Below are 21627 nucleotides of genomic sequence, written 5' to 3' on the forward strand. Positions count from 1 at the left end.
GATAATCTTTTACTTTCTGACTCGTATAAGAATCCATAAATGACGGACAGGGAGTTATACAACCCCCTGTCCGTATTCTTTCAGCTCAAAAGGAGGAATATTACGTGATAAACCGTATTGTTGTTGTCGGTTCAGGTTTGATGGGCAGAGGAATTGCTTATGTCGGCGCAGTTGGTGGTTTTAATGTAACGGTAGTCGACATACATGAAACGGCCTTGGAAAATGCAAGAAATGAGATTGAACGCATGTTCGAAAAAGGTGTTTCCATCGGTAAAATATCTTCTGATCAGGCTACGCAAGCACTAGGTAACTTAAGCTATATCCCAGAGTTATCCAAAGCAGCTTGTAATGCTGATTTAATAATAGAAGCTGTACCTGAAGAACTAACCATAAAAAAACGAGTGTTTGAAACGATGGAAGAACATGCATCTGCTCATTGTTATTTTGCAACAAATACATCAACGATGAGTCCGACAGAAATTGCTTCTTTTGCAAAACGTCCTGAAAGAACGATTGCGATGCATTTTTTCAATCCTGTACATAAAATGCCACTTGTGGAAATTGTCCGCGGCTTGGAAACGAGTGACGAAACGGCCGAAGTAATCAAAGAAGTAGCAAGGAAGATGGGGAAAGAAACGGTCGTCATCAATGAATTCCCTGGTTTTGTTACTAGTAGAATCAGCGCCCTCGTTGGCAACGAAGCATTTTTCATGCTACAAGAAGGGCTTGGTACACCTGAAGAAATAGATAAAGCGATTAAACTTGGCTTGAACTATCCTATGGGCCCTTTCGAACTTGTAGATTTGGTGGGACTCGACACACGCCTTAACAACTTAAACTATTTACATTCAAAACTAGGGGAGAAGTACCGCCCTGCGCCTCTCCTTGAACAATATGTCAAAGCAGGACGTCTTGGTCGAAAAACGGGTAAAGGTGTTTACGACTATACAATAGAAGAAGAGTGGGTCAAGAAATGAGAGAAGTCGTTATAGTAGATGCTGTTAGAACACCTATCGGTAGATATAACGGTGCATTAAAAGATGTACGCCCGGATGATTTAGGTGCGGTCGTGATCAAGGCACTTATTGAGCGAAATCCAGCTGTGATCGCTTCAGAAATCGAAGAAGTTGTTTTAGGAAATGCCAATCAGGCAGGAGAAGATAACCGCAACGTGGCCCGTATGTCCGCATTGCTGGCGGGACTGCCGGTTGAAGTGGCAGGGACAACCATTAATCGTCTTTGTGGTTCCGGGCTTGATGCAGTTATGTACGCGGCCAGAGCTATTGCAGTAGGTGACGGTGATATTTACATTGCGGGCGGAACGGAAAGCATGACTCGTGCACCACTTGTCATGGCCAAACCATCTCAGGCATTTCCTAGAGGCAACATGGAAATGATGGATACAACAATTGGCTGGCGTTTTACAAACAGCAAGCTAAAAGAAATGTACGGCACGGATTCTATGCCTGAAACAGCTGAAAATGTGGCCCGACAGTACAATATTTCGCGTGAAAGTCAGGATCTGTTTGCTTTTGAAAGTCAACGACGTGCTAAAAAAGCGTTGGAAGAAAACCGGTTTGCTGATGAAATTGTGCCGGTAGTTTATATGGACCGAAAAGGAAATGAAGTAATTGTGGTTCAGGATGAGCATCCTAGACCTGATACTACATTGGAGAAACTCAAGCAGCTGAAACCGATTTTTAAAGATGGCACAGTTACGGCAGGGAATGCATCAGGTGTCAATGACGGTTCGTCAGCTTTGTTGCTGATGAGTGCAGAAAAAGCGAAGGAATTGAACTTGCAACCTCTGGCTAAATATGTGGCAGGGGCTACAGCGGGTCTTGAACCAAATGTAATGGGACTAGGTCCGATTTACGCCTCCCAAAAAGTATTGGCACGAACTGGGATGACCATAACGGAAATCGGCCTGGTTGAACTGAATGAAGCTTTTGCTTCTCAATCAATTGAGTGTATACGTCAATTAGAATTGGATGATAAAAAAGTGAATGTCAATGGTGGCGCTATCGCTTTTGGACATCCACTCGGTGCAAGTGGAGCTCGAATATTGACCACACTTTTATATGAAATGAAAAAACAGAACGTTCAATATGGTCTAGCTACTATGTGTATTGGAGTTGGGCAAGGAATTGCTGCGATTATTGAAAATGTAACGGAATAAGACCACAAATATGGCTGTCCCTCCAGAAATGATTCTGTAAACGAATTATTGCGGGAGTTGGACAGCTTTTAATGAAGGAGAGTACGTATGTCAACGATTCTGTATAGAAAAAATAATCATATCGGCTATGTAACGATAAACAGAGAACAAGCTTTAAATTGCTTTAACTTCGAAACACTCCGGGAACTACAGTCAGTAACAGATTCAATTTCTCTAGATCCAGATGTGCGAGTTGTCATTTTTACAGGAGCTGGAGAGAAAGCATTCAGTGCTGGAGCGGATTTAAAAGAACGTAAAACACTGACAGAAACGGAAGTCCGGAGAAATGTGAAAGCCATTCGAGACGTATTTAACAGCATCGCAAATCTACCTCAGCCGACGATTGCTGCAGTGAATGGCTATGCGTTCGGTGGTGGATTTGAATTATTGATTGCTTGTGATTTTTCGATTGCAGCGCAAGATGTACAGATGGGATTGACTGAAACCAGCTGGGCAATAATTCCTGGAGCAGGAGGAACTCAACGTCTTCCTAGAATTGTTGGAGAAATGAAAGCGAAGGAATTGATATTCACCGCAAGAAAGTTCTCCGCACAAGAAGGCGTCAACCTTGGCATTGTATTAAAAGTGGTAGAGAAAGAACAGTTGCTTGAAACATGCGAGCAACTTGCTTACGACATGATGAAAAATGGACCCGTTGCGATTAAGCAGGCAAAATATGCCATTACGAACGGAATGAACACGGACTTGCAAACTGGACTGGCTATTGAATCAAAAGCATACGAATTGGTCATTCCAACTTCTGATCGAATGGAAGCTTTAAACGCATTCAGTGAAAAGAGGAGCCCGGTATTCTCGGGGAATTAATTTTCATTTTCTTAATATAACGATATAATGAAATACAGCATATAGACTGAAATATGTAAAAGAGCATAAAAAGAAAGAGTGAAATACATTGGCAAACACACAATCCATGATTTTTACAATATATGGTGATTACATTCGGCATTACGGAAATAAAATATGGATTGGCAGTTTAATTCGACTTTTAAAAGAATTCGGGCATAACGAACAATCTGTTCGTGTAGCGGTTTCCCGAATGATGAAGCAAGGATGGATTGAGTCTGAAAAAAAGGGCAATAAAAGTTATTACTTTTTAACCCCACGTGGAGAAGCCCGTATGGAGGAAGCTGCAGTCCGGATTTTCAAGTTAACCCCAGATGACTGGGACGGAAAATGGCGTATGCTGATGTATACGATTCCTGAAGAAAAAAGACAAATTCGCGATGAACTACGTAAAGAACTTTTATGGAGTGGCTTTGGCAGCTTTTCAAATGGTTGTTGGATTTCACCGAACAATCTTGAAAAAGAAGTAAACCTGCTTATTGAAAAGTATGAAATTCAATCCTATGCAGATTTTTTCATCTCTTCATATAAAGGACCTCAAGCTGACAAATCACTCGTCGAAAAAAGCTGGCCTCTCCAAGAGATCGAAGCTAAATATCAGGAGTTCATTGCTACTTACAGCAAGCAATTTATTGTCCATCAAAGCATGATGAACAAAGGTCAAATGACAGACGCGGAATGTTTTGTTGAGCGGACCAAGCTCGTGCATGAATACCGGAAATTCCTTTTTGCGGATCCAGGATTACCGAAAGAATTGCTACCGGAAATTTGGAATGGACATCATGCAGCGCTCTTATTCGAGCAATACTATAAACTGCTCGCTCAATCGGCAAGTCAGTTTTTCGAAGAGGTATTCCAGGAAGACAATGACATGCAGTGGAAAGATAAAGAATATGATGCTGATGATCATCCATTAATGAGTGAATGAATATTTAACATTTGAACATAGCATTAATATGTAATAGAATGTGACCAACAAATTTTAAAATAATTTGTTGGTCATTTTTTTGTTCAAAATAACGTACTCACTAGCAAAACTTTTCTCAACATTTAACAGCTTCCTTCACTATTGATATCAAGAAATTCACAGACGTTTTTTACGTATTGCGCCTTTGGATACGTGTTGTATAAGGTACTGGACATACGTATAGGATCTCCAAAAAAGTACCGTTCGTACTGAATTTGTCTAGTGCCAAATGAACTCATTGTTAAATCCCAAGCCAATCGGAATATCTTTATACGCTCTTCTGCAGTTCTGTCTGAACCTTGAAGATAGTGGTTAATATCAGAGCCAATTAAAGAATTAATTGCTTTTTCAGTGGGCAAAGTCACCATACCGCTTGCACCGATTATTTGGATGATTTCACAATATCGTGGATATATGTTAGGGAAAATATTACTGGCAATTTGAAGAGGAGGTAAATGTGGACGCATCGTACAGAATTCATCTAATTCGCTGTTTTGCTCAGATTTCTCAAGAAGAGCCTTCATTGTTTCAAGTCCAATGATAAATTCTGATAGCTTTTCATGAATATGCTGATACTCGCCCACATCAATGGTCTCCACAAGAAGTTGAGCAATCCCTAACATGAATTCGGATTTAACAATTTGTCTGGTTATGGTTTGATGTAAGGCAAAACAATGAAAGGAACTTTTTAAAAGGAAGTTGACCGATGCTTCTATATTTCCATAATAGAATACACGGTTCCAAGGGACTAAAACATTATCAAAGACAACTAGAGAATCCATTTCTTCGAATCGTGAACTAAGTGGATGATTAAAAGTGGAATCGCCACCAACAAAAGATTCCCTGCAGATAAATTTTAACCCTGGAGTATCGGAAGGAATCGAGAAAGCATATGCTTCATCCTCTTCTAAGAAAAAATTCGGTGTACTAAAAACGAGGACTTCATCCGTTAAACCTCCTTGAGTAGCAAGTAGACGTGCACCTTTTATGACTAACCCTTGCTCGTTGTTATCGATGACTTTGGCTGCAATTGGTTCCTTTGAGGAATGATAATTAAATAAAGAACGGTTCACTTGAGGGGTTACAAATGTGTGAGTGAATGTTAGGTCTTTACTCATGGCTAATTCATATATAGATTGAATGTTCTCGGGAAAACACTTTTCTTTTCCTTTTAAAAATGAAGCAGAAGAAGCAAAAGCCATGATCACTGAGTTGATATAATCTGGACTTCTCCCCATCATCCCTTTGGTCTGTCTTGCCCAATGTTCCATCATTTTTCTTTTCTTCACTAAATCTTCTTTTGTTTTAGGTTGTAAATATGAAAGACCTGTTGGTTTATTGGTATCAGGTGAAATAAACGTCAATTCATTTGTAACACTGGGATCCAATTGCAGGTCGTACAAAGATGCTTTTGTCTCGAGAATACCTTTAAAAGCAGGATGCTTTGAAATCTTTCCAGTGATCTTTTCTCCATCGAACCATATTTCGCTTTTCAATTGGTCTAAACGGTTAATTAATTCCTTTCCATTAACTGCTCCCATTATTTCACTCCTATTGGTCAGTCCAAAATGAAATCAATTTATTATATTCATCTGCCCAGTTTGTGGTGTTTTTATTTGCAATTGTAATAATAGAACCTTTTCCTTTTATTTTTTTCTATGTTAAAGGAAAAAGTTGATTCATCGTAAAATGGTATGGTGACAACTACCCTAAATCTGATTTAATTATTTTCTCCCTAACTGGATATATATGTTAAAATAAGGGTGAGTTTGTGAAGATTTACACTTAAACTAACGGTGTTAGTTGAAGAAGAGGTACTTGCAATTAAGGGAGTTGAAGTTAAAGAATGAATAGTAAAATTAACATACAAAAACAGTTTTATAAAATTTATAAAGGACAGATTAGTATTTCAGAATTTGAAGAATGGCTTTATAAAACACAAGAAATTGAAAGTATTTTTGGCAATGATTTTTACTTCAGCTTACTTGATTTGGATTATCGAAATAAGAATATAAAAATTGAATTAGAGAAACTTATTGAAATGAAAATTCCATTTGATGAATTTGAACAGACACGGATTATTTCACTTTTGGAAAATATTAAATATGAAAAAGATGACATAGTAGAGATATTGGAACAATTATACGATGATTATTGTAGCGGATACTCATTTCTCCGATATTTAGGGCTTACCTATATTACTGGAATTGATGAACTTCCTAAGCTACAACAAAAAGATGAATGGGATAAAAAAGAATTTGATAGTAAAAGAGAAATACTAAATAGTATTAAACCTAAGATTATAAATGAAGCTATGCGGTTATTGTCTTTTTTTCAAGAAGGACTACTAAAGATAATTGAGGTCAATGATTATAGTGATTATCGAAAAGAAGAAGAAAAAATAGAACTTAATAATATTGAAAGAATGTATAAATGAAAAATCCTTATTGTGTTAAACGGGTGCTTTAATTGAACAAGAAAAAGAAAGCTAACGTCTGAGAAAAGACATTAGCTTTCGGTATTTATAGGTATGCTTTGCATGTACCGCTTTAACGCAAATAATCCGCCAATCTAGAAATGCCCAAAACTCTTGACATATAAGGGTTTTGGGCATTTTTCTTTAGGTGTTAAAGTTAATGGAAGAAGGATATTTCCTGTTTTAAGCGAATTAGAATTTCAAACAAACTTTACACGAATACAGGTATTGAAAATAACAGGAACATAGGAGGTATCAGATATGAAGATCAATAGAATAGATCATGTGAGTATAAACGTAAATGATCTTTCAGAGGCTAAAGCGTTTTTTCTTAATTTAGGACTTGAAGTGCGAGCGGAATGGGAATTGGCTGGTGAACAGTTGGATAGAATAGTTGGGCTTAATGATGTTAAAACGGCATGTGTAGGATTGGGGATGCCAGATGGTCAGACATGGATAGAGCTAGTCAAATTTTATACGCCATCAGATGAAAAAGATATTCAGCTACCTTTTGCAAATACGCTGGGTATCCGACATATTTGCTTTGCTGTTGAAGATATTGAAGCTATTGTTGCAAAATTGAAAAAGAGGGGTACGGAAATCTTTAGTGAGATACAGCAATATGAAGAAAGTTATAAGTTATGCTACGTTCGTGGTCCAGAAGGTATTATTTTAGAATTGGCGGAGAAACTCAGATAATATTGAATAGACTTTAAATAATTTAGATTTCAAACTTTTATGAAACTTAAAATGGCAATAAGTTGCTTGTAATTTTTGTATCGTCATCCAAGCAGGGATAGGTAATCCTTTGTCAGCGTGTTGAAAGTTTTATTTTCAATAAAAGAAAAAGCACCGCAAATACGGTGCTGAAAAAATGATTAACTAGTGTTTTGGGACATGCAACATGGACCTTTTGGGGACCTGATTGTGTTATTTATTCGTTATCAGCATTTTGAAGAATCTCTCGGTAATCGTATCCTTTTTGAACATACGTATCAATGGAGAGTTGAATAATTGCAAAATCTTTATCATTCAATTCTCTTACCACTTTTCCTGGTGATCCAACAACGAGGGAACGTGGTGGGATTTTTTTGCCTGGTGGAATTAACGTATTGGCACCAATGATGCATTCTTCTCCAATTTCAGCATGATCGAGAATAGTGGAACCCATCCCAATAATCGAGCGTCTTCCAACCTTGCAGCCGTGTAAAATAACATTATGGCCAACGGTTACTTCATCTTCAACCATGACTGGCGCATCTTCATATAAATGAATCGTTGAATTGTCCTGAATACTGCATCTTTTTCCAATCGAAATAAGTCCTTCATCTCCACGCAAGACTGCATTGAACCAAATGGTCGATTCTTCTCCTACTTGAACTTCACCGATTAGTTTAGCTCCAGGTGCCAAGAAAACGGTTTTAGCCAGTTCAGGCGTTTTCCCTTTAAAAGGAATGATCAAAATAATACCCCCCAATACAAATTAACGCAATTGTCTTTCAACTAGTATTACTATAACATATTCTAGTAGAGGTGAATGAAAAATGAAATATGTTTGTGAGATGTTACAAATTGATTACCCAATTATTCAGGGTGGGATGGGGAATATCAGTAATGCCCAGTTAACTTCCGCAGTTTCTGAAGCAGGAGGTTTAGGTACAATCGGTTGCGGTACGATGACACCTGATGAAGTGGAACAAATCATTCTTCAAACGAAGAAACTGACCGATAAGAATTTTGCGATTAACATCGCCATTAATGTCTCTCCATATACAAAAGAACTTATTGATCTTGTCATCAAATATCGTATTCCGATCGTTTCCCTGTCAGCAGGTAACCCTGTTCCTTTTATTTCGACTTTACATGAAAATGGCGTAAAAGTGATTGTACTTGTAGCATCAGTAAAACATGCTCAAAAAGCGGAGGCTGCTGGGGCAGATATTCTCGTTGCGGAAGGTTTCGAAGCAGCTGGAATCAACTCCAATCTTGAATTGACGACATTTTCGCTTATCCCTCAAATCGTGAAGAATGTCAAACTGCCAGTGATTGCTGCTGGGGGGATCGGTGACGGAAAAGGACTGGCTGCGGCACTTATGTTAGGTGCAAGTGGTGTACAAATCGGTACACGGTTAATTGCCACAAAAGAAGCGCCGTTCCATGACAATTATAAGCAAAGCTTAGTGAATGCCAGTGATACTGAAACCATCATCGTAGGGCGTAGCGTTGGAATGTTAAGAAGAATGTTGAAGACACCCTATTCAATGAAACTGGAAGAGAATGAAAGGGAAGGTATGACGCTTGTTCAATACGGTGAAATGACAACAGAAAAGCAACACGTCAAAGGTGCTATCGAAGGTGACCTGGAAAATGGATTTATTAGTAGTGGACAGATCGCAGGATTAATCGATGAGATTCCGAGTGTCAAAGACTTGTTTAAAACGATGATAAATGATGCCAATCTACAAATGAGCAAAACTTCGCGCGAGCTTGAATTATTAATGAATAAATGAATAGATTATACGATTCATTTTTTTCAGAACAAATTAGTAGGAACGAGACTTTTTAGACAAGAGCCCCTTTCAAGTTAATCAACTTGGATGGGCTCTTTCTTTATGGGTAATTATCTACTTCATGAGCAACTTTCGCGTGGTTAAAAAAGTAGTTTTAAATTAAGTTTCTATTAATTCCAAAAATAAAGAGTTTTCCGATTATTGTGTTGACTATAATATTACGTTTTGATAATATTACGTTGAAATAGTGTTATACGATGAAACGCGTCATACACTATATGAGTGAAATGAAATTAAATGTACACATAAATATATTATGTAATCTAAATGGAAATCGTTTCATCTTTAACATAAAAAACACTTGAATTTTATGTGATTCCTAAGGGGGATTGATGGATGGAAATACTAAAAAATATCCCATCGACTGGCGATTTTGAGTTGTTTGAAAGAATGGCAGAGCATGAACAAGTAGTCTTTTGTAATGACCCATCAACTGGTCTAAGGGCAATCATTGCCATACATAATACGACAGTTGGACCCGCGTTGGGTGGCTGCCGTATGCATCCGTATGGAAGTGTGAAAGAGGCACTCGAAGACGCCTTACGATTGTCCAAAGGAATGAGTTATAAATGTGCGGCTGCCGACGTGGATTTCGGTGGAGGAAAAGCCGTGATTATTGGGGATCCAAAATTAGATAAATCACAAGAGTTGTTTCGGGCATTCGGCCAATTTGTTAATTCATTAAACGGCAGATTTTATACAGGAACCGATATGGGCACTACTATGGAAGATTTTATACAGGCTTCAAAAGAGACCCCTTACATTGTAGGGCTCCCAGCGGCATATGGAGGAGGAGGCGATTCTTCTGTACCAACTGCAGCAGGAGTTCTTTATGGAATTAAAGCAACAAATCAAAGACTTTTTGGCAAACCTGATTTGGGCGGAGTTACTTACGCCATTCAAGGGCTTGGAAAAGTGGGAGCAAAAGTAGCCGTTGGGTTACTGGAAGAAGGAGCTCATCTTTTTGTGACTGATATCAGTAATGAAAGCCTGAGAACAATAGAAGAAATCGCTGCCACTACACCGGGATCCGTAAAGGTTGTGGCAAGTGATGAGATCTATTCGCAGGAAGCGGATATTTTTGTACCATGCGCTCTTGGAGGAATCATCAATGACCAGACAATTAATCAGTTCAAAGTGAAAGCAATTGCAGGATCTGCAAATAATCAACTTTTACATGACACTCATGGCAAAAAGCTTCAGCAAAAAGGGATTCTGTACGCGCCGGATTATATTATCAATTCCGGTGGGTTAATTCAGGTAGCTGATGAATTATATGGAATTAACCATGCAAGAGTTCTTGCCAAAACAAAACATATTTATGATGCCATTTTGGAAGTATATGAGATGGCGATGAAGAATGGCATATCAACAATGGAAGCCGCTAATAAGATATGTGAGAAAAGAATCGGTTACAAAGGGAATCGCAATAGTTTTTTCACAGTTGCAAGTAAACCTAAATGGTCATTCCGTTGAAATCAACCTCGTTTTGTAAGCGTTTTCATATTTAGCCTGGTTATATGAATCTTTTGCGTTAGTAGAAACTTTTTTCTATTAATCTGCAATTTGATTCATATCATATACATAAACTAAATGGTAAGTGGGAGATAGAATATGAAACTGGGATTGGCGTTAGGCAGAGAAGAATCAATCAAAATTACAGTGACAGAGGACATGTATGCCGCCTTTGAAGGGGAAGTTATACATCCTGTCTATTCAACAGTAGCGATGACCTATCATATGGAATGGGTTTCCAGGAAAATCATTCTGCCTTTTTTAGAAGAACATGAAGAGGGAATGGGTGCATCCGTCCAATTGAAACATATTGCGGCATCCCCTCTTGGGTCAGTGGTTTCCTTAACAGCTACTGTGATTGAGCTACGTGACAATTTTGTAAAGACAAAAGTGACCGCACAAAATCATTTAGGTGTCATTGGAAAAGGTGAAGTAGTGCAAGTAATTCTTTCAAAAGAATCCATAGCAAATAAGTTAAAACAAGCGTCTATCTTTAGTTAACCGATCTCAAGGAGGCCTTTCGAATGAAACTGGCAGAAAGAACATCAATGGCAAAAGAATTTGAACTCTTCGATAAAATGAGTGGGCATGAACAAGTGGTCTTTTGTAATGATCCATCCACGGGCTTGCGTGCCATCATTGCAATTCATAATACAACGCTTGGCCCAGCACTTGGAGGATGTCGGATGCAGCCATACAACAGTATGGATGAGGCTCTAGAAGATGTTCTTCGTCTTTCAAAAGGAATGACATATAAATGTGCAGCAGCTGATGTGGATTTTGGAGGCGGAAAAGCCGTTATTATCGGGGATCCGAAAACAGATAAGTCACCTGAACTGTTCCGTGCGTTCGGTCAATTTGTCAATTCGTTAGGTGGCCGTTTTTATACAGGAACAGATATGGGCACAGCAATGGATGATTTCATTCACGCTTCAAAAGAAACCAATTTCATCAACGGACTCCCTGTTGAATATGGTGGAGGCGGCGATTCTTCCATCCCAACAGCTGCAGGTGTCCTGTATGGCATAAAAGCAACCAATCGCATGCTCTTTGGAAATGATGAATTGGGTGGACATTCCTATGCCATTCAAGGTCTGGGGAAAGTAGGGTTCAAAGTTGCAAGCGGTCTTCTTGAAGCGGGTGCAGACATTTTCGTGACAGATATTCATCAAGAAAGCTTGTTGGCTATTGAAGCAGTAGCTTCAAAGACAGCAGGAAAAGTGACCATTATTGCAAAAGAAGATATTTACTCACAAGCTGCGGACCTTTTTGTTCCATGTGCATTTGGTGGAATCATCAATGACAATACAATTGCTCAATTTAAAGTGAAAGCCATTGTCGGTGCTGCTAACAATCAGCTGTTAAATGACACACACGGTAAAATGTTGCACGAAAAAGGGATATTATACGCCCCTGATTATATCGTCAATTCCGGTGGTCTGATTCAAGTGGCCGATGAATTATACGGTATTAATCATGAACGTGTACTTGCCAAAACAAAACATATTTACGATGCACTTTTAGAAGTATTCAATGAAGCAAGCATAAGCGGTAAAACAACAGAAGAATCCGCAAATCAGATGTGTGAAAAGCGAATTGCGGAAAGAGCGAAACGAAACAACTTCTATACAGCACCTGCGAAACCAAAGTGGTCCATACGCAACCTATCCTGAATGGAGGCAAGTTAAGTGGAACAAAACTATCCAATTAAACGAATAATAGATGATAAAGGTGTTCTGATTGATGCGAGTTATGAACAGACGATTAATGAAAATCTTGTAAAAGATTTGTATTACAACATGCTGCGGATTCGTACCTATGACAGGAAATCAATTAACTTGCAACGTCAGGGGCGACTGGGTACATACGCTCCTTTTGAAGGACAGGAAGCAGCGCAGGTAGGCAGTGCATTGGCACTTGAGGATAATGACTGGGTCTTCCCAACGTATCGTGACCACGGCGCGACCCTGACATTCGGCAAAAGTATGACCAGAACCTTCTTGTACTGGAACGGAAGAGTCGAAGGATGTGTACCACCTGAAGGAAGAAATATTTTCCCACCGGCTGTGCCAATCGCAACCCAACTGCCTCATGCTGCAGGAGCAGCGTGGGCTGAAAAACTGAGAGGCACAAAAAATGCGTCCATTGCTTATTTCGGCGATGGTGCCACATCGGAAGGTGACTTCCATGAAGGTCTAAATTTTGCTAGCGTTTTCAAGGTTCCGGTAGTCTTTTTCAATCAGAATAACGGCTATGCAATTTCAGTGCCAATGGAAAAACAAATGAATTCAAAGACGATTGCACAAAAATCAGTTGCATATGGTATGCCGGGGATCAGAATTGACGGAAATGACTGTCTAGCCGTCTACTTTGAAACGAAAAAAGCATTTGATCGTGCGCGTAATGGTGATGGACCGACTTTAATTGAAGCTGTTACATGGCGTAAAGGTGCCCATACGACGGCTGATGATCCTTCAAAATATCGTCCGGCAGAACAAGGTCAGCATATTGTAGATCCTATGGAACGTATGGAACTATTCATGAAGAATTATGGTTACTGGGACGAACAGTGGATTGAAGAAATGAAAGAAAAAACCATGAATGAAGTAGAAACGGCAGTAGATGAAATGGAAAACTACCCTGCACCAAACGTAGAAGATGTTTTCGATCATGTGTACGCTGTTATGCCTGATCAACTCGCTGAACAGAAAGAATCATATCTTGCACATTTAGAGAGGCGGTGACAGGATGACGAAAATGAAAGAGTCAAATCATGAAGAGGTAATGACAACCCAGATGACGATGATCCAGGCAATCAATGACGGCATGCGCTTATTGCTCGAAGAAGATGATCGTACCATTATCCTGGGTGAAGACATCGGGAAAAATGGGGGCGTCTTCCGTGCGACAGAAGGACTTCAGGAAAAGTTTGGCGCCGACAGAGTAGTGGATACTCCTTTGGCAGAATCCGGAATCATCGGAACATCTATTGGGCTGGCTGTAAATGGATTCAGACCGATCGCGGAAATCCAGTTTCTTGGATTTATTTATCCTGCATATGAACAAATCATGACTCATGTATCCCGTATTCGGATGCGTTCAATGTCCCGCTTTACTGTTCCTATGGTCATTAGAGCCCCATACGGAGCGGGTATTCGTGCACCTGAAATTCATTCTGATAGTACTGAAACGCTATTCACGCATATGCCGGGCATAAAAGTTGTCTGTCCATCAAATCCATACGATGCAAAAGGTTTGTTAATTGCTGCGATGGAAGATCCAGACCCCGTGCTAGTACTCGAAACAATGAAAAACTATCGTTCGCAAAGAGAAGAAGTCCCCATTGGAAAATATACAGTGGAAATTGGCAAAGGAAACATTGTCCGTGAAGGGTCGGATGTCACTTTGATTGCCTGGGGAGCCATGATTGCAATCGCTGAAAAAGCGGCAGGTCAGGCAGAGAAACAAGGCATCAGTTGTGAAATTATTGACCTTCGTACACTTTATCCGATTGATCGTGACATTATTGCGAAGTCCGTCCAAAAGACGACCAGAGCGGTTATTATTCACGAAGCGCATCATACCGGTGGGCTAGGTAATGATATTGTGTCGATCATCAATGACTCTTCGTTCCTATACTTACGTGCTCCGATTGAAAGAGTGACGGGCTTTGATGTTCCTGTTCCTTTCTTTACTTTGGAAGAACATTATCTTCCTACGCCGGCCCGTGTTGTTGAAGGGATTGAAAAAGTGGTTCATTTTTAAGGGGGAAGTGCAATGCTCGAAGTAAAACTACATGATATTGGTGAAGGGATGACAGAAGGAGAAATCATCCATTACCTGGTCAAGGTTGGTGATTCGGTAAAAACGGATCAACCTCTTGTGGAAGTACAGACAGACAAAATGGTTGCAGAACTTACTTCTCCCTGCTCAGGAGTCGTTAAAAAAATCATTATCGATGCCGGTGAAACCGTTCGAGTCGGAACCAGCCTGATTTACATAGAAGCGGATGAATCCTTAAAAATAGAACAAAAAACATCCTCTGAAATGAAACAGGACGTAAAAAAACAAGCGTTTTCGCCAGTGATGCTTAAGGAAAAAAATATGACGATGACCTTCAACCGAGTTCTAGCAGCACCTTTCACACGAAAAATCGCACGTGACAACAATATCAATATTGAAGATGTTCCCGCTTCTGATCCATCTGGAAGAGTGACAGAAGAAGATGTTTACCGATTCCTAAAAGGTCAGCAGACAGAAACACCAAAAGAGACCGTAGTGGCGGTTTCGAAAGAAGCAATTAACCAGGAAACACCGGACGAAATTCCGTTTAAAGGAATACGTAAAAAGATTGCTGAAAAAATGACGAAATCATTGTTTACGATTCCGCATGTTACTCATTTTGACGAAGTAAACATGACGAACTTATTTAAAATGAGAGAAGAATTGAAAGCCTCTGGTGAATCAGTCAGTGTATCTGCTTTCCTCATTAAAGCTTTAGTCATTTCATTGAAGGACTTCCCGATCTTTAATGCCGAGCTTGATGAAGAAAACAGTCGGATCCTTCTTAAGAAAAATTATCATATCGGCATTGCAACAAATACGGATAGCGGGTTGATTGTTCCAGTGCTACACGACGCGGATAAGAAATCAATCAAAAGTATCCATGCAGAAGTCAAAGGGTTAACGGAGAGAGCAATCGCCGGGAAACTTCAGCCTTTTGAAATGCAGAACAGTACATTTACTGTGAGTAACGTAGGGCCTTTAGGCAGCACAGGTGCTACACCAATTATTAATTATCCTGAAACGGCATTGATTGCTTTCCATAAAACGAAGAAACAGCCAATCGTTAATGAACGGGATGAAATTGTCATCGGTCATATCATGACCCTGTCCATGGCATTTGATCACCGAGTTGCAGATGGTGCAACCGCAGTGGCGTTTACCAACCGCTTTGCAAGTCTTATTGAACACCCACATAAACTGATGATGGAGATGATATAGATGGTTGTCGGTGAAATCAGTCAACAACGAAATCTCATCATTATTGGCGGAGGGCCAGGCGGATACTCGGCTGCCATTCGTGGTGCCCAGCTTGGTCTTTCAGTCACATTAATTGAACAGGGTGAAATGGGCGGAGTGTGTCTGAATAAAGGATGTATTCCGTCCAAAATCTTTACCCACGCTGCGGCAAAAAGAGCAGATACTGCTCATTTGAACGAACTGGGAATTGAATCTGGCGGTATTACATTCAATTATCACAAGCTTTTAAGTTATAAAGACAAGACCATCAACGGGCTTAGAACCGGTGTGGAAAGTATTTGTAAGAATAATAAAATCGAAGTGATTCAGGGGAAAGCTACTTTCCTCGGAGCGGAAAAAATCGGCGTGGAAAATGGGCACCAGTTCGATATTTTTAAATTCGATCAGGCGATTATTGCAACCGGAAGTAGTCCGATTCTTCCTTCTTATATTAAAGAAAAAGGCAACCGGATTCTCTTGTCACACGAAATATTTGAACTTGAAGAAATGCCTGAACATTTGGTGGTTTCAGGTCAGGACTATATTGCTCTGGAAGTTGCTTCTAGTTTCGCAGCACTCGGTGCCAAAGTAAGCATTCTCCTTGAAGACAAAGCGAGTTTTGATTTTGATGAGTCCATCCATAAAGAAATGATGCGACTATTTAAACGCAGCAAAATAAATGTCTATAAAGAAGCTCAACTAATTTCCACTAATGAGAGTGAAAGTGATATCTCGATCACTTTTAAAAACGATAAAAACGTCGAAGAGACAATTCAAGGAACCCACCTATTCGTAACTGGATTGCGTAAACCGAATGTAGATTCACTTGGCATCGGCCGCATTGGGCTTGCACAAACGAACGAAGGTTTTATCCATGTCGACGCCTATATGCGGACATCGAGTCCATCCATTTTTGCGATTGGTGACGTAACAGAAGGACCTTTGCTAGCGATCAAAGCCATAAAACAAGGAAAAGCTGCGGTTGAAGCGATTGCAGGGCATAAACCTGAAGTAGACATTACGTTTATGCCAGTTGTTGCACATACCATCCCACCAGCCGTTTCAGTAGGTCTTACTGAACAAAATGCACTCGACTTTGGACTCAAGGTTCGAGTCAGTCAGTACCCTCTCGGTGGCAATGGGTATGCTTCCATTACCGGGAAAAAAGATGGCTTTATTAAAGTCATTTCCGATCCAGCAACTGAAATTATCAGTGGAATTCATATGATGGGCGAAGGGGCAATCGAAATGTCTGGTTCTTTTGTTCAGTTGATGGAAATGGCCGCAAAAGAAGAGGATGTAAAATTCCCAATGTATGCACATCCAGGGTTAGGTGAGGGGCTGTTAGAAGCTGTGGAAGGATTGATCGGACAGGCCATCCATGCCCCGCCTGCCAAAAAGAAAGATTTATCCATCATCTGATTCTAGATACAATTTTTCACAGTAGCATTCGTTCCTTTGGTTTCAAGTTTGAAAATAAAACTAATCTTGTAGGGGGAATTGTAATGAAGAGTGGATTGAAAAAAATGGGAGTCGTTCTTCTCAGTTCTGCATTGCTTTTAGGGGCATGTGGCGATGGAGAAAAGACGAATTCATCAGGTGAAGATAAGACATTTAAAATCGGTGTAACACAAATCGTAGAGCACCCTTCCTTAAACGCAGCTTATGATGGCTTTAAAAAAGCGTTGGAAGACGCAGGAATTGAAGCAGAGTATGATGTGCAAATTGCACAGGGTGATGCTAGTGCCAGCAAAACTATTGCAGCCAATCTTGTAAGTTCAAAAGTAGATTTAATTTTTGCAAATTCAACTCCAAGTGCACAGTCAGCTTTAAGTGAAACAACCGAAATTCCGATTGTCTTCACGTCAGTAACAGATGCAGTAGGGGCTGAGCTTGTAGAATCAATGGAGAAACCTGGCGGCAATGTAACCGGTACAATCGATAGTCATCCAGACGCAATTTCTAATACGATGAAATTCCTGAAAGAGGAATTAGGTGCCAAAAAAGTCGGAATGGTATTCAACGCTGGAGAACAAAACTCACGTTCCCAAGTGGATGCAGTTAAGGCCATGTTGAAAGATATGGATATGACGGTTGTAGAAGCATCGGTTGCAACGTCAGCAGATGTAAAACAAGCAACAGAATCTTTGATTGGCAAAGTTGACTCTTTATACATCATTACAGATAACACAGTGGTATCTGCTCTTGAATCTGTTGTGGCAGTAGCAAATGAAAATAAATTACCTATGATGGTCGGTGAATTTGACTCTGTGAAACGTGGTGGTTTAGCTGCATACGGATTTGAATACTATGATATCGGTTACGAAGCTGGTCAAAAAGCCGTTAAGATTCTTAAAGGTGAAAGTAAACCCGGCGATCTACCTGTAGATATTCCACAAAAATTAAAGTTCATCATGAACAAAGATACAGCATCTACAATCGGACTTGAGATAAAAGACGAGTGGAAAGCTGAATTCAGCAAATAAATCAGGAGGTGATTCTACATGTTTTTTGCAGTATTTGGCTCTGTAGAGCAAGGAATCATCTATGCAATCATGGCACTTGGTGTATATATATCATTTCGTGTTTTGGATTTTCCGGATTTAACAGTTGACGGAAGCTTTGTAACTGGAGCTGCGGTTGCTGCCACGATGATTATCTTAGGATATCATCCAATGGTGGCAACGGCGCTTGCCGTCATTATCGGTTTTCTTGCAGGTTGTGTGACGGGTCTTTTACATACGAAAGGGAAAATCAATGCACTACTATCCGGGATTTTGATGATGATTGCGTTGTATTCCATCAATCTTCGAATAATGGGACTGACCTCGGAGAATTCCATTGGTCGTCCGAATATTCCTTTACTGAATGCTGAATCAATTTTTACTCAATTCCTGTCTTTTTGGGGTTCTTTAGGAATCGATTCCGCAGTGAATAATTTCTTCAGCATGCTGGGGGTACAGTATTTACCAGCTACTTGGGGCATTATGTTCCTAATGACGCTTATCGTTTTGTTTATTAAATTAGTGGTTGATTGGTTCTTGAAAACTGAAGTTGGCTTGGCGATCAGAGCGACCGGAGATAATAAGAGAATGATTCGGAGCCTATCTGCCAATACGGACACGCTTATAGTTGTCGGGCTTGGTTTTTCCAATGCTTTGGTTGCATTCTCAGGTGCACTGATTGCTCAATACGGGAAGTTTGCCGATATTGGGTTGGGAATCGGAATGATTATTATCGGACTGGCTTCGGTCATTATCGGAGAAGCGATATTCGGGACAAAAACTATTGTTCGCACAACATTTGCTGTTATTGCAGGAGCCATCATATACCGGATTGTACTTGGTATGGCACTGAGAGTGGACTTCCTTGATACAGGAGATATGAAATTGATTACAGCAGTTATTGTTATTTGTGCTTTGATTCTCCCTCAATACATTGAAAAGCGGAGAGAGAGAAGTAGAAAAGCCAAACGTCATGCGGAACGTTTAGTACAGTATCATTCGCTTTCAAAAGGAGGAGCTACCGTTGCTGAAACTCGTCCAGATTAACAAATTGTTCAATGAAGCCACACCTGATGAAAAAATCGCTTTGGATCAAATTAATCTTCATTTAAATCCAGGTGATTTCATGACAGTGATTGGAAGTAATGGTGCAGGAAAATCAACGATGTTGAATATGATTTCAGGCGCGCTGTCCCCTGATTTTGGTGAGATTGAAATCGCCAACAATAATGTTACAAAATTACCCGAATATAAACGTTCCCAGATGATTGGTCGGGTATTTCAAGATCCGATGGCTGGTACAGCCCCTTCGATGACCATCGAGGAGAATCTGGCTATGGCCTATTCACGCAATAAGAAACGTGTATTAAGAATTGGTGTAGACAGAAAACGCAGGGAGTTATTCCGAGCATCTCTTGAAACACTACATTTAAACCTCGAAAACCGATTGAATGCGAAAGTGGGTTTGCTTTCCGGTGGTGAAAGGCAGGCTCTTTCTCTTTTGATGGCAACCTTTACACAACCATCGATTCTGCTTCTGGATGAACATACAGCTGCACTGGATCCATCCCGTGCGGAACTGATTACCAAATTAACAAAACAGCTGATTGAAAAAGATCAGCTCACCACGTTGATGATTACGCATAATATGCAGCAAGCATTGGATTTAGGAAACAGGCTGATCATGATGGACAAAGGACAAATCATCTTAGAATTTAATGCGGAAGAGAAAAAGAAATTGACCATACCGAAACTCATGGATGAATTCCAGCGAATTCGTGGCGAAAAACTAAACAGCGATAAAGCTTTATTGTCTGTTTAATTATTAGTTTTCTCGAAGAATCATATTTTACTAATATTCAATTTATAAATCTTATAGTTATTGAACCGATCGATAAAAAGTTTAATAACTTAAGGAGTGGTATGAATGATGAATGCAAAATTCAAACGAACAGATTCAAGGGAATTTATTTCTACAGTTGTAAGTACAGAAACAAACTCAATCAAACTTGAAGACAATGAGATAAATATAAGCGATATTCCGTTGGACAATCCAGTAACCGGAACGGTATACGGCACATTATTAAACTTTCATGGTGCCCTTGAGCGTTTAGGTGATTCTGTCAATGACAAACCCTATCTAGCGCCACCAGTTGCACCTGTTCTCTATATTAAACCTGCAAATACATTCAATCGATACGGGGCCGGCATACCGGTTCCAGAAAACGAATCACATCTTGAAATGGGGGCGGCACTCGGGATTGTCATCGGCAAGACCGCGGTGGGGTTAACGCAAGAAACAGCCATGGATTATGTAGCAGGTTATTCGATTGTTAATGATGTGAGCGTTCCGCATGCAACCTTTTTCCGACCAGCAGTGCAACATAAATGCCGCGATGGATTTTGTCCAATCGGCCCGTGGATTATTGATCGGGATGAGTTGAAAAATCCGGATGATGTAACCATCCGCGTATACATCAATGATGAGTTGAAACAGGAAAATTCAACAAACAACCTAATCCGACCGGTTGCCCGTCTACTTGTGGATGTGACTGAATTCATGACACTAAGTCCAGGCGATGTCTTGCTCGTAGGGGTACCAGAAGATGCACCACTTGCAACAACCGGAGATAAAGTCCGGATTGAGATAGAGGGCGTCGGCAGTCTGGAAAATGTACTCGTTGACGAAAAATCTTTCAGCCGGGGGTGGACGCAATGAGAAAAGCGCGGATATCCTTTGGAGGCGCCATTCATGAAGCTATTGAATGGGAAGGCCGACTGAAGTTGGATGATGGACGGATTGTTGAAGAACGTGAAGTGGAGTGGTTAACGCCAATCATTCCGCGGACGGTATTTGCTTTGGGGCTTAACTACGCTGATCATGCAGCAGAACTGGCATTTGATGCACCAACGGAACCACTTGTTTTCCTGAAAGGTCCAAATACATTAATTGGTCATCATGGGTTTACTCGTCGCCCGGGTGACGTCACGTACATGCATTATGAATGCGAATTGGCCGTCATTATCGGCAAGAGAGCTCGACATGTAAAAAAAGAAGAGGCTTACCAATATGTAAAAGGCTATAGTGTCGCGAACGACTATGCCATCCGGGATTATCTCGAAAACTACTACCGCCCTAATTTGCGTGTCAAAAACCGTGATACGTGTACACCATTTGGTCCATGGCTCGTCGATGCGAACGAAGTAGCTAATCCGATGAATCTGAAGTTAACAACACATGTCAATGACAAGCTCGTACAAGAAGGAACGACAGCAGATATGATCTTTGATATCCCGACGCTGATCGAATATTTTAGCAGCTTTATGACATTGAGTGAAAATGATGTCATTCTAACAGGTACACCAAAAGGATCCGTCGATACAGCTGTAGGTGATGTAGTCGTGACGGAAATTGAGGGAGTCGGTCGGCTCGTTAATACCATTATCGGAGATGAGTCCTTTCTGAACCGGTAACTTGGACAGGAGGAAAT

Annotated in this window: 21 protein-coding genes; 19 read left to right on the forward strand and 2 right to left on the reverse strand. The window is 40.3% G+C overall.

Annotation, left to right across the window (positions count from 1 at the left end; genetic code table 11):
- Nucleotides 1-104: 104 nt before the first annotated feature.
- The 4 genes from ACQKEV_RS08280 to paaX all read left to right on the forward strand — a co-directional run bounded on the left by ACQKEV_RS08280 (nt 105) and on the right by paaX (nt 4010).
- Nucleotides 105-977 (forward strand): 3-hydroxyacyl-CoA dehydrogenase, encoded by an 873-nt coding sequence (locus tag ACQKEV_RS08280; RefSeq protein ID WP_427446025.1) that lies wholly within the window; start codon nt 105-107, stop codon nt 975-977.
- Complete coding sequence (locus tag ACQKEV_RS08285; RefSeq protein ID WP_427446023.1) at nt 974-2179, forward strand: acetyl-CoA C-acyltransferase; 1206 nt, start codon at nt 974-976, stop codon at nt 2177-2179. The genes ACQKEV_RS08280 and ACQKEV_RS08285 overlap by 4 nt, the downstream gene beginning before the upstream one ends.
- 87 nt (nt 2180-2266) lie before the next feature.
- The gene (locus ACQKEV_RS08290; protein ID WP_427446022.1) at nt 2267-3043 is read left to right on the forward strand and encodes an enoyl-CoA hydratase-related protein; all 777 of its coding nucleotides are present in this window, start codon (nt 2267-2269) and stop codon (nt 3041-3043) included.
- A gap of 106 nt (nt 3044-3149) precedes the next feature.
- A complete protein-coding gene (gene paaX / locus ACQKEV_RS08295) occupies nt 3150-4010 on the forward strand; it encodes a phenylacetic acid degradation operon negative regulatory protein PaaX (RefSeq protein ID WP_427446250.1) in 861 nt (286 codons plus the stop codon).
- Nucleotides 4011-4132: 122 nt separating this feature from the next.
- Here paaX and hpaB read toward each other — a convergent pair whose 3' ends face one another.
- Nucleotides 4133-5590, reverse strand: coding sequence for a 4-hydroxyphenylacetate 3-monooxygenase, oxygenase component (gene hpaB / locus ACQKEV_RS08300; protein WP_427446020.1), 1458 nt, complete (start codon nt 5588-5590; stop codon nt 4133-4135).
- 305 nt (nt 5591-5895) lie between these two features.
- Between hpaB and ACQKEV_RS08305 the strand changes: the two genes are divergently transcribed.
- The gene (locus ACQKEV_RS08305; protein WP_427446018.1) at nt 5896-6486 is read left to right on the forward strand and encodes a hypothetical protein; all 591 of its coding nucleotides are present in this window, start codon (nt 5896-5898) and stop codon (nt 6484-6486) included.
- A gap of 300 nt (nt 6487-6786) precedes the next feature.
- The gene (locus ACQKEV_RS08310) at nt 6787-7224 is read left to right on the forward strand and encodes a VOC family protein (protein WP_427446016.1); all 438 of its coding nucleotides are present in this window, start codon (nt 6787-6789) and stop codon (nt 7222-7224) included.
- Between the two features lie 235 nt (nt 7225-7459).
- Here ACQKEV_RS08310 and ACQKEV_RS08315 read toward each other — a convergent pair whose 3' ends face one another.
- Nucleotides 7460-7987, reverse strand: coding sequence for a gamma carbonic anhydrase family protein (locus tag ACQKEV_RS08315; protein WP_427446014.1), 528 nt, complete (start codon nt 7985-7987; stop codon nt 7460-7462).
- A gap of 82 nt (nt 7988-8069) precedes the next feature.
- Here ACQKEV_RS08315 and ACQKEV_RS08320 point away from each other — a divergent pair, with 82 nt between their 5' ends.
- From ACQKEV_RS08320 to ACQKEV_RS08380, 13 genes are all read left to right on the forward strand, one after another.
- Nucleotides 8070-9035, forward strand: coding sequence for an NAD(P)H-dependent flavin oxidoreductase (locus tag ACQKEV_RS08320; RefSeq protein WP_427446012.1), 966 nt, complete (start codon nt 8070-8072; stop codon nt 9033-9035).
- Between the two features lie 396 nt (nt 9036-9431).
- The gene (locus tag ACQKEV_RS08325) at nt 9432-10571 is read left to right on the forward strand and encodes a Leu/Phe/Val dehydrogenase (protein WP_427446010.1); all 1140 of its coding nucleotides are present in this window, start codon (nt 9432-9434) and stop codon (nt 10569-10571) included.
- Between the two features lie 138 nt (nt 10572-10709).
- The gene (locus ACQKEV_RS08330) at nt 10710-11111 is read left to right on the forward strand and encodes a thioesterase family protein (protein ID WP_427446008.1); all 402 of its coding nucleotides are present in this window, start codon (nt 10710-10712) and stop codon (nt 11109-11111) included.
- 23 nt (nt 11112-11134) lie between these two features.
- Nucleotides 11135-12283, forward strand: coding sequence for a Leu/Phe/Val dehydrogenase (locus ACQKEV_RS08335; RefSeq protein ID WP_427446006.1), 1149 nt, complete (start codon nt 11135-11137; stop codon nt 12281-12283).
- Nucleotides 12284-12298: 15 nt separating this feature from the next.
- Nucleotides 12299-13354, forward strand: a complete 1056-nt coding sequence (gene pdhA, locus ACQKEV_RS08340) for a pyruvate dehydrogenase (acetyl-transferring) E1 component subunit alpha (protein ID WP_427446005.1) — start codon at nt 12299-12301, stop codon at nt 13352-13354.
- A 4-nt stretch (nt 13355-13358) separates the two neighbouring features.
- On the forward strand, nt 13359-14375 hold the full coding sequence (locus tag ACQKEV_RS08345) for an alpha-ketoacid dehydrogenase subunit beta (protein WP_427446003.1): 1017 nt from the start codon (nt 13359-13361) through the stop codon (nt 14373-14375).
- Between the two features lie 12 nt (nt 14376-14387).
- Entirely contained in the window at nt 14388-15614 is a 1227-nt protein-coding gene (locus tag ACQKEV_RS08350; protein ID WP_427446001.1) for a dihydrolipoamide acetyltransferase family protein, read from the forward strand.
- Nucleotides 15615-17054 (forward strand): dihydrolipoyl dehydrogenase family protein, encoded by a 1440-nt coding sequence (locus tag ACQKEV_RS08355; protein WP_427446000.1) that lies wholly within the window; start codon nt 15615-15617, stop codon nt 17052-17054.
- A gap of 83 nt (nt 17055-17137) precedes the next feature.
- Nucleotides 17138-18118 (forward strand): ABC transporter substrate-binding protein, encoded by a 981-nt coding sequence (locus tag ACQKEV_RS08360; RefSeq protein ID WP_427445999.1) that lies wholly within the window; start codon nt 17138-17140, stop codon nt 18116-18118.
- Between the two features lie 18 nt (nt 18119-18136).
- On the forward strand, nt 18137-19183 hold the full coding sequence (locus tag ACQKEV_RS08365; protein ID WP_427445997.1) for an ABC transporter permease: 1047 nt from the start codon (nt 18137-18139) through the stop codon (nt 19181-19183).
- Nucleotides 19161-19958 (forward strand): ABC transporter ATP-binding protein, encoded by a 798-nt coding sequence (locus tag ACQKEV_RS08370; RefSeq protein WP_427445995.1) that lies wholly within the window; start codon nt 19161-19163, stop codon nt 19956-19958. The genes ACQKEV_RS08365 and ACQKEV_RS08370 overlap by 23 nt, the downstream gene beginning before the upstream one ends.
- Before the next feature lie 105 nt (nt 19959-20063).
- Nucleotides 20064-20855 carry a fumarylacetoacetate hydrolase family protein gene (locus tag ACQKEV_RS08375; RefSeq protein ID WP_427445993.1) on the forward strand — a complete coding sequence of 264 codons (792 nt, stop codon included), beginning with the start codon at nt 20064-20066 and terminating at the stop codon, nt 20853-20855.
- The gene (locus ACQKEV_RS08380; RefSeq protein WP_427445992.1) at nt 20852-21610 is read left to right on the forward strand and encodes a fumarylacetoacetate hydrolase family protein; all 759 of its coding nucleotides are present in this window, start codon (nt 20852-20854) and stop codon (nt 21608-21610) included. Before ACQKEV_RS08375 ends, ACQKEV_RS08380 begins: the two co-directional genes overlap by 4 nt.
- The last annotated feature ends 17 nt before the right edge of the window (nt 21611-21627 follow it).

This window comes from Paenisporosarcina sp. NPDC076907 (assembly GCF_050269735.1).
GTDB lineage: Bacteria > Bacillota > Bacilli > Bacillales_A > Planococcaceae > Paenisporosarcina.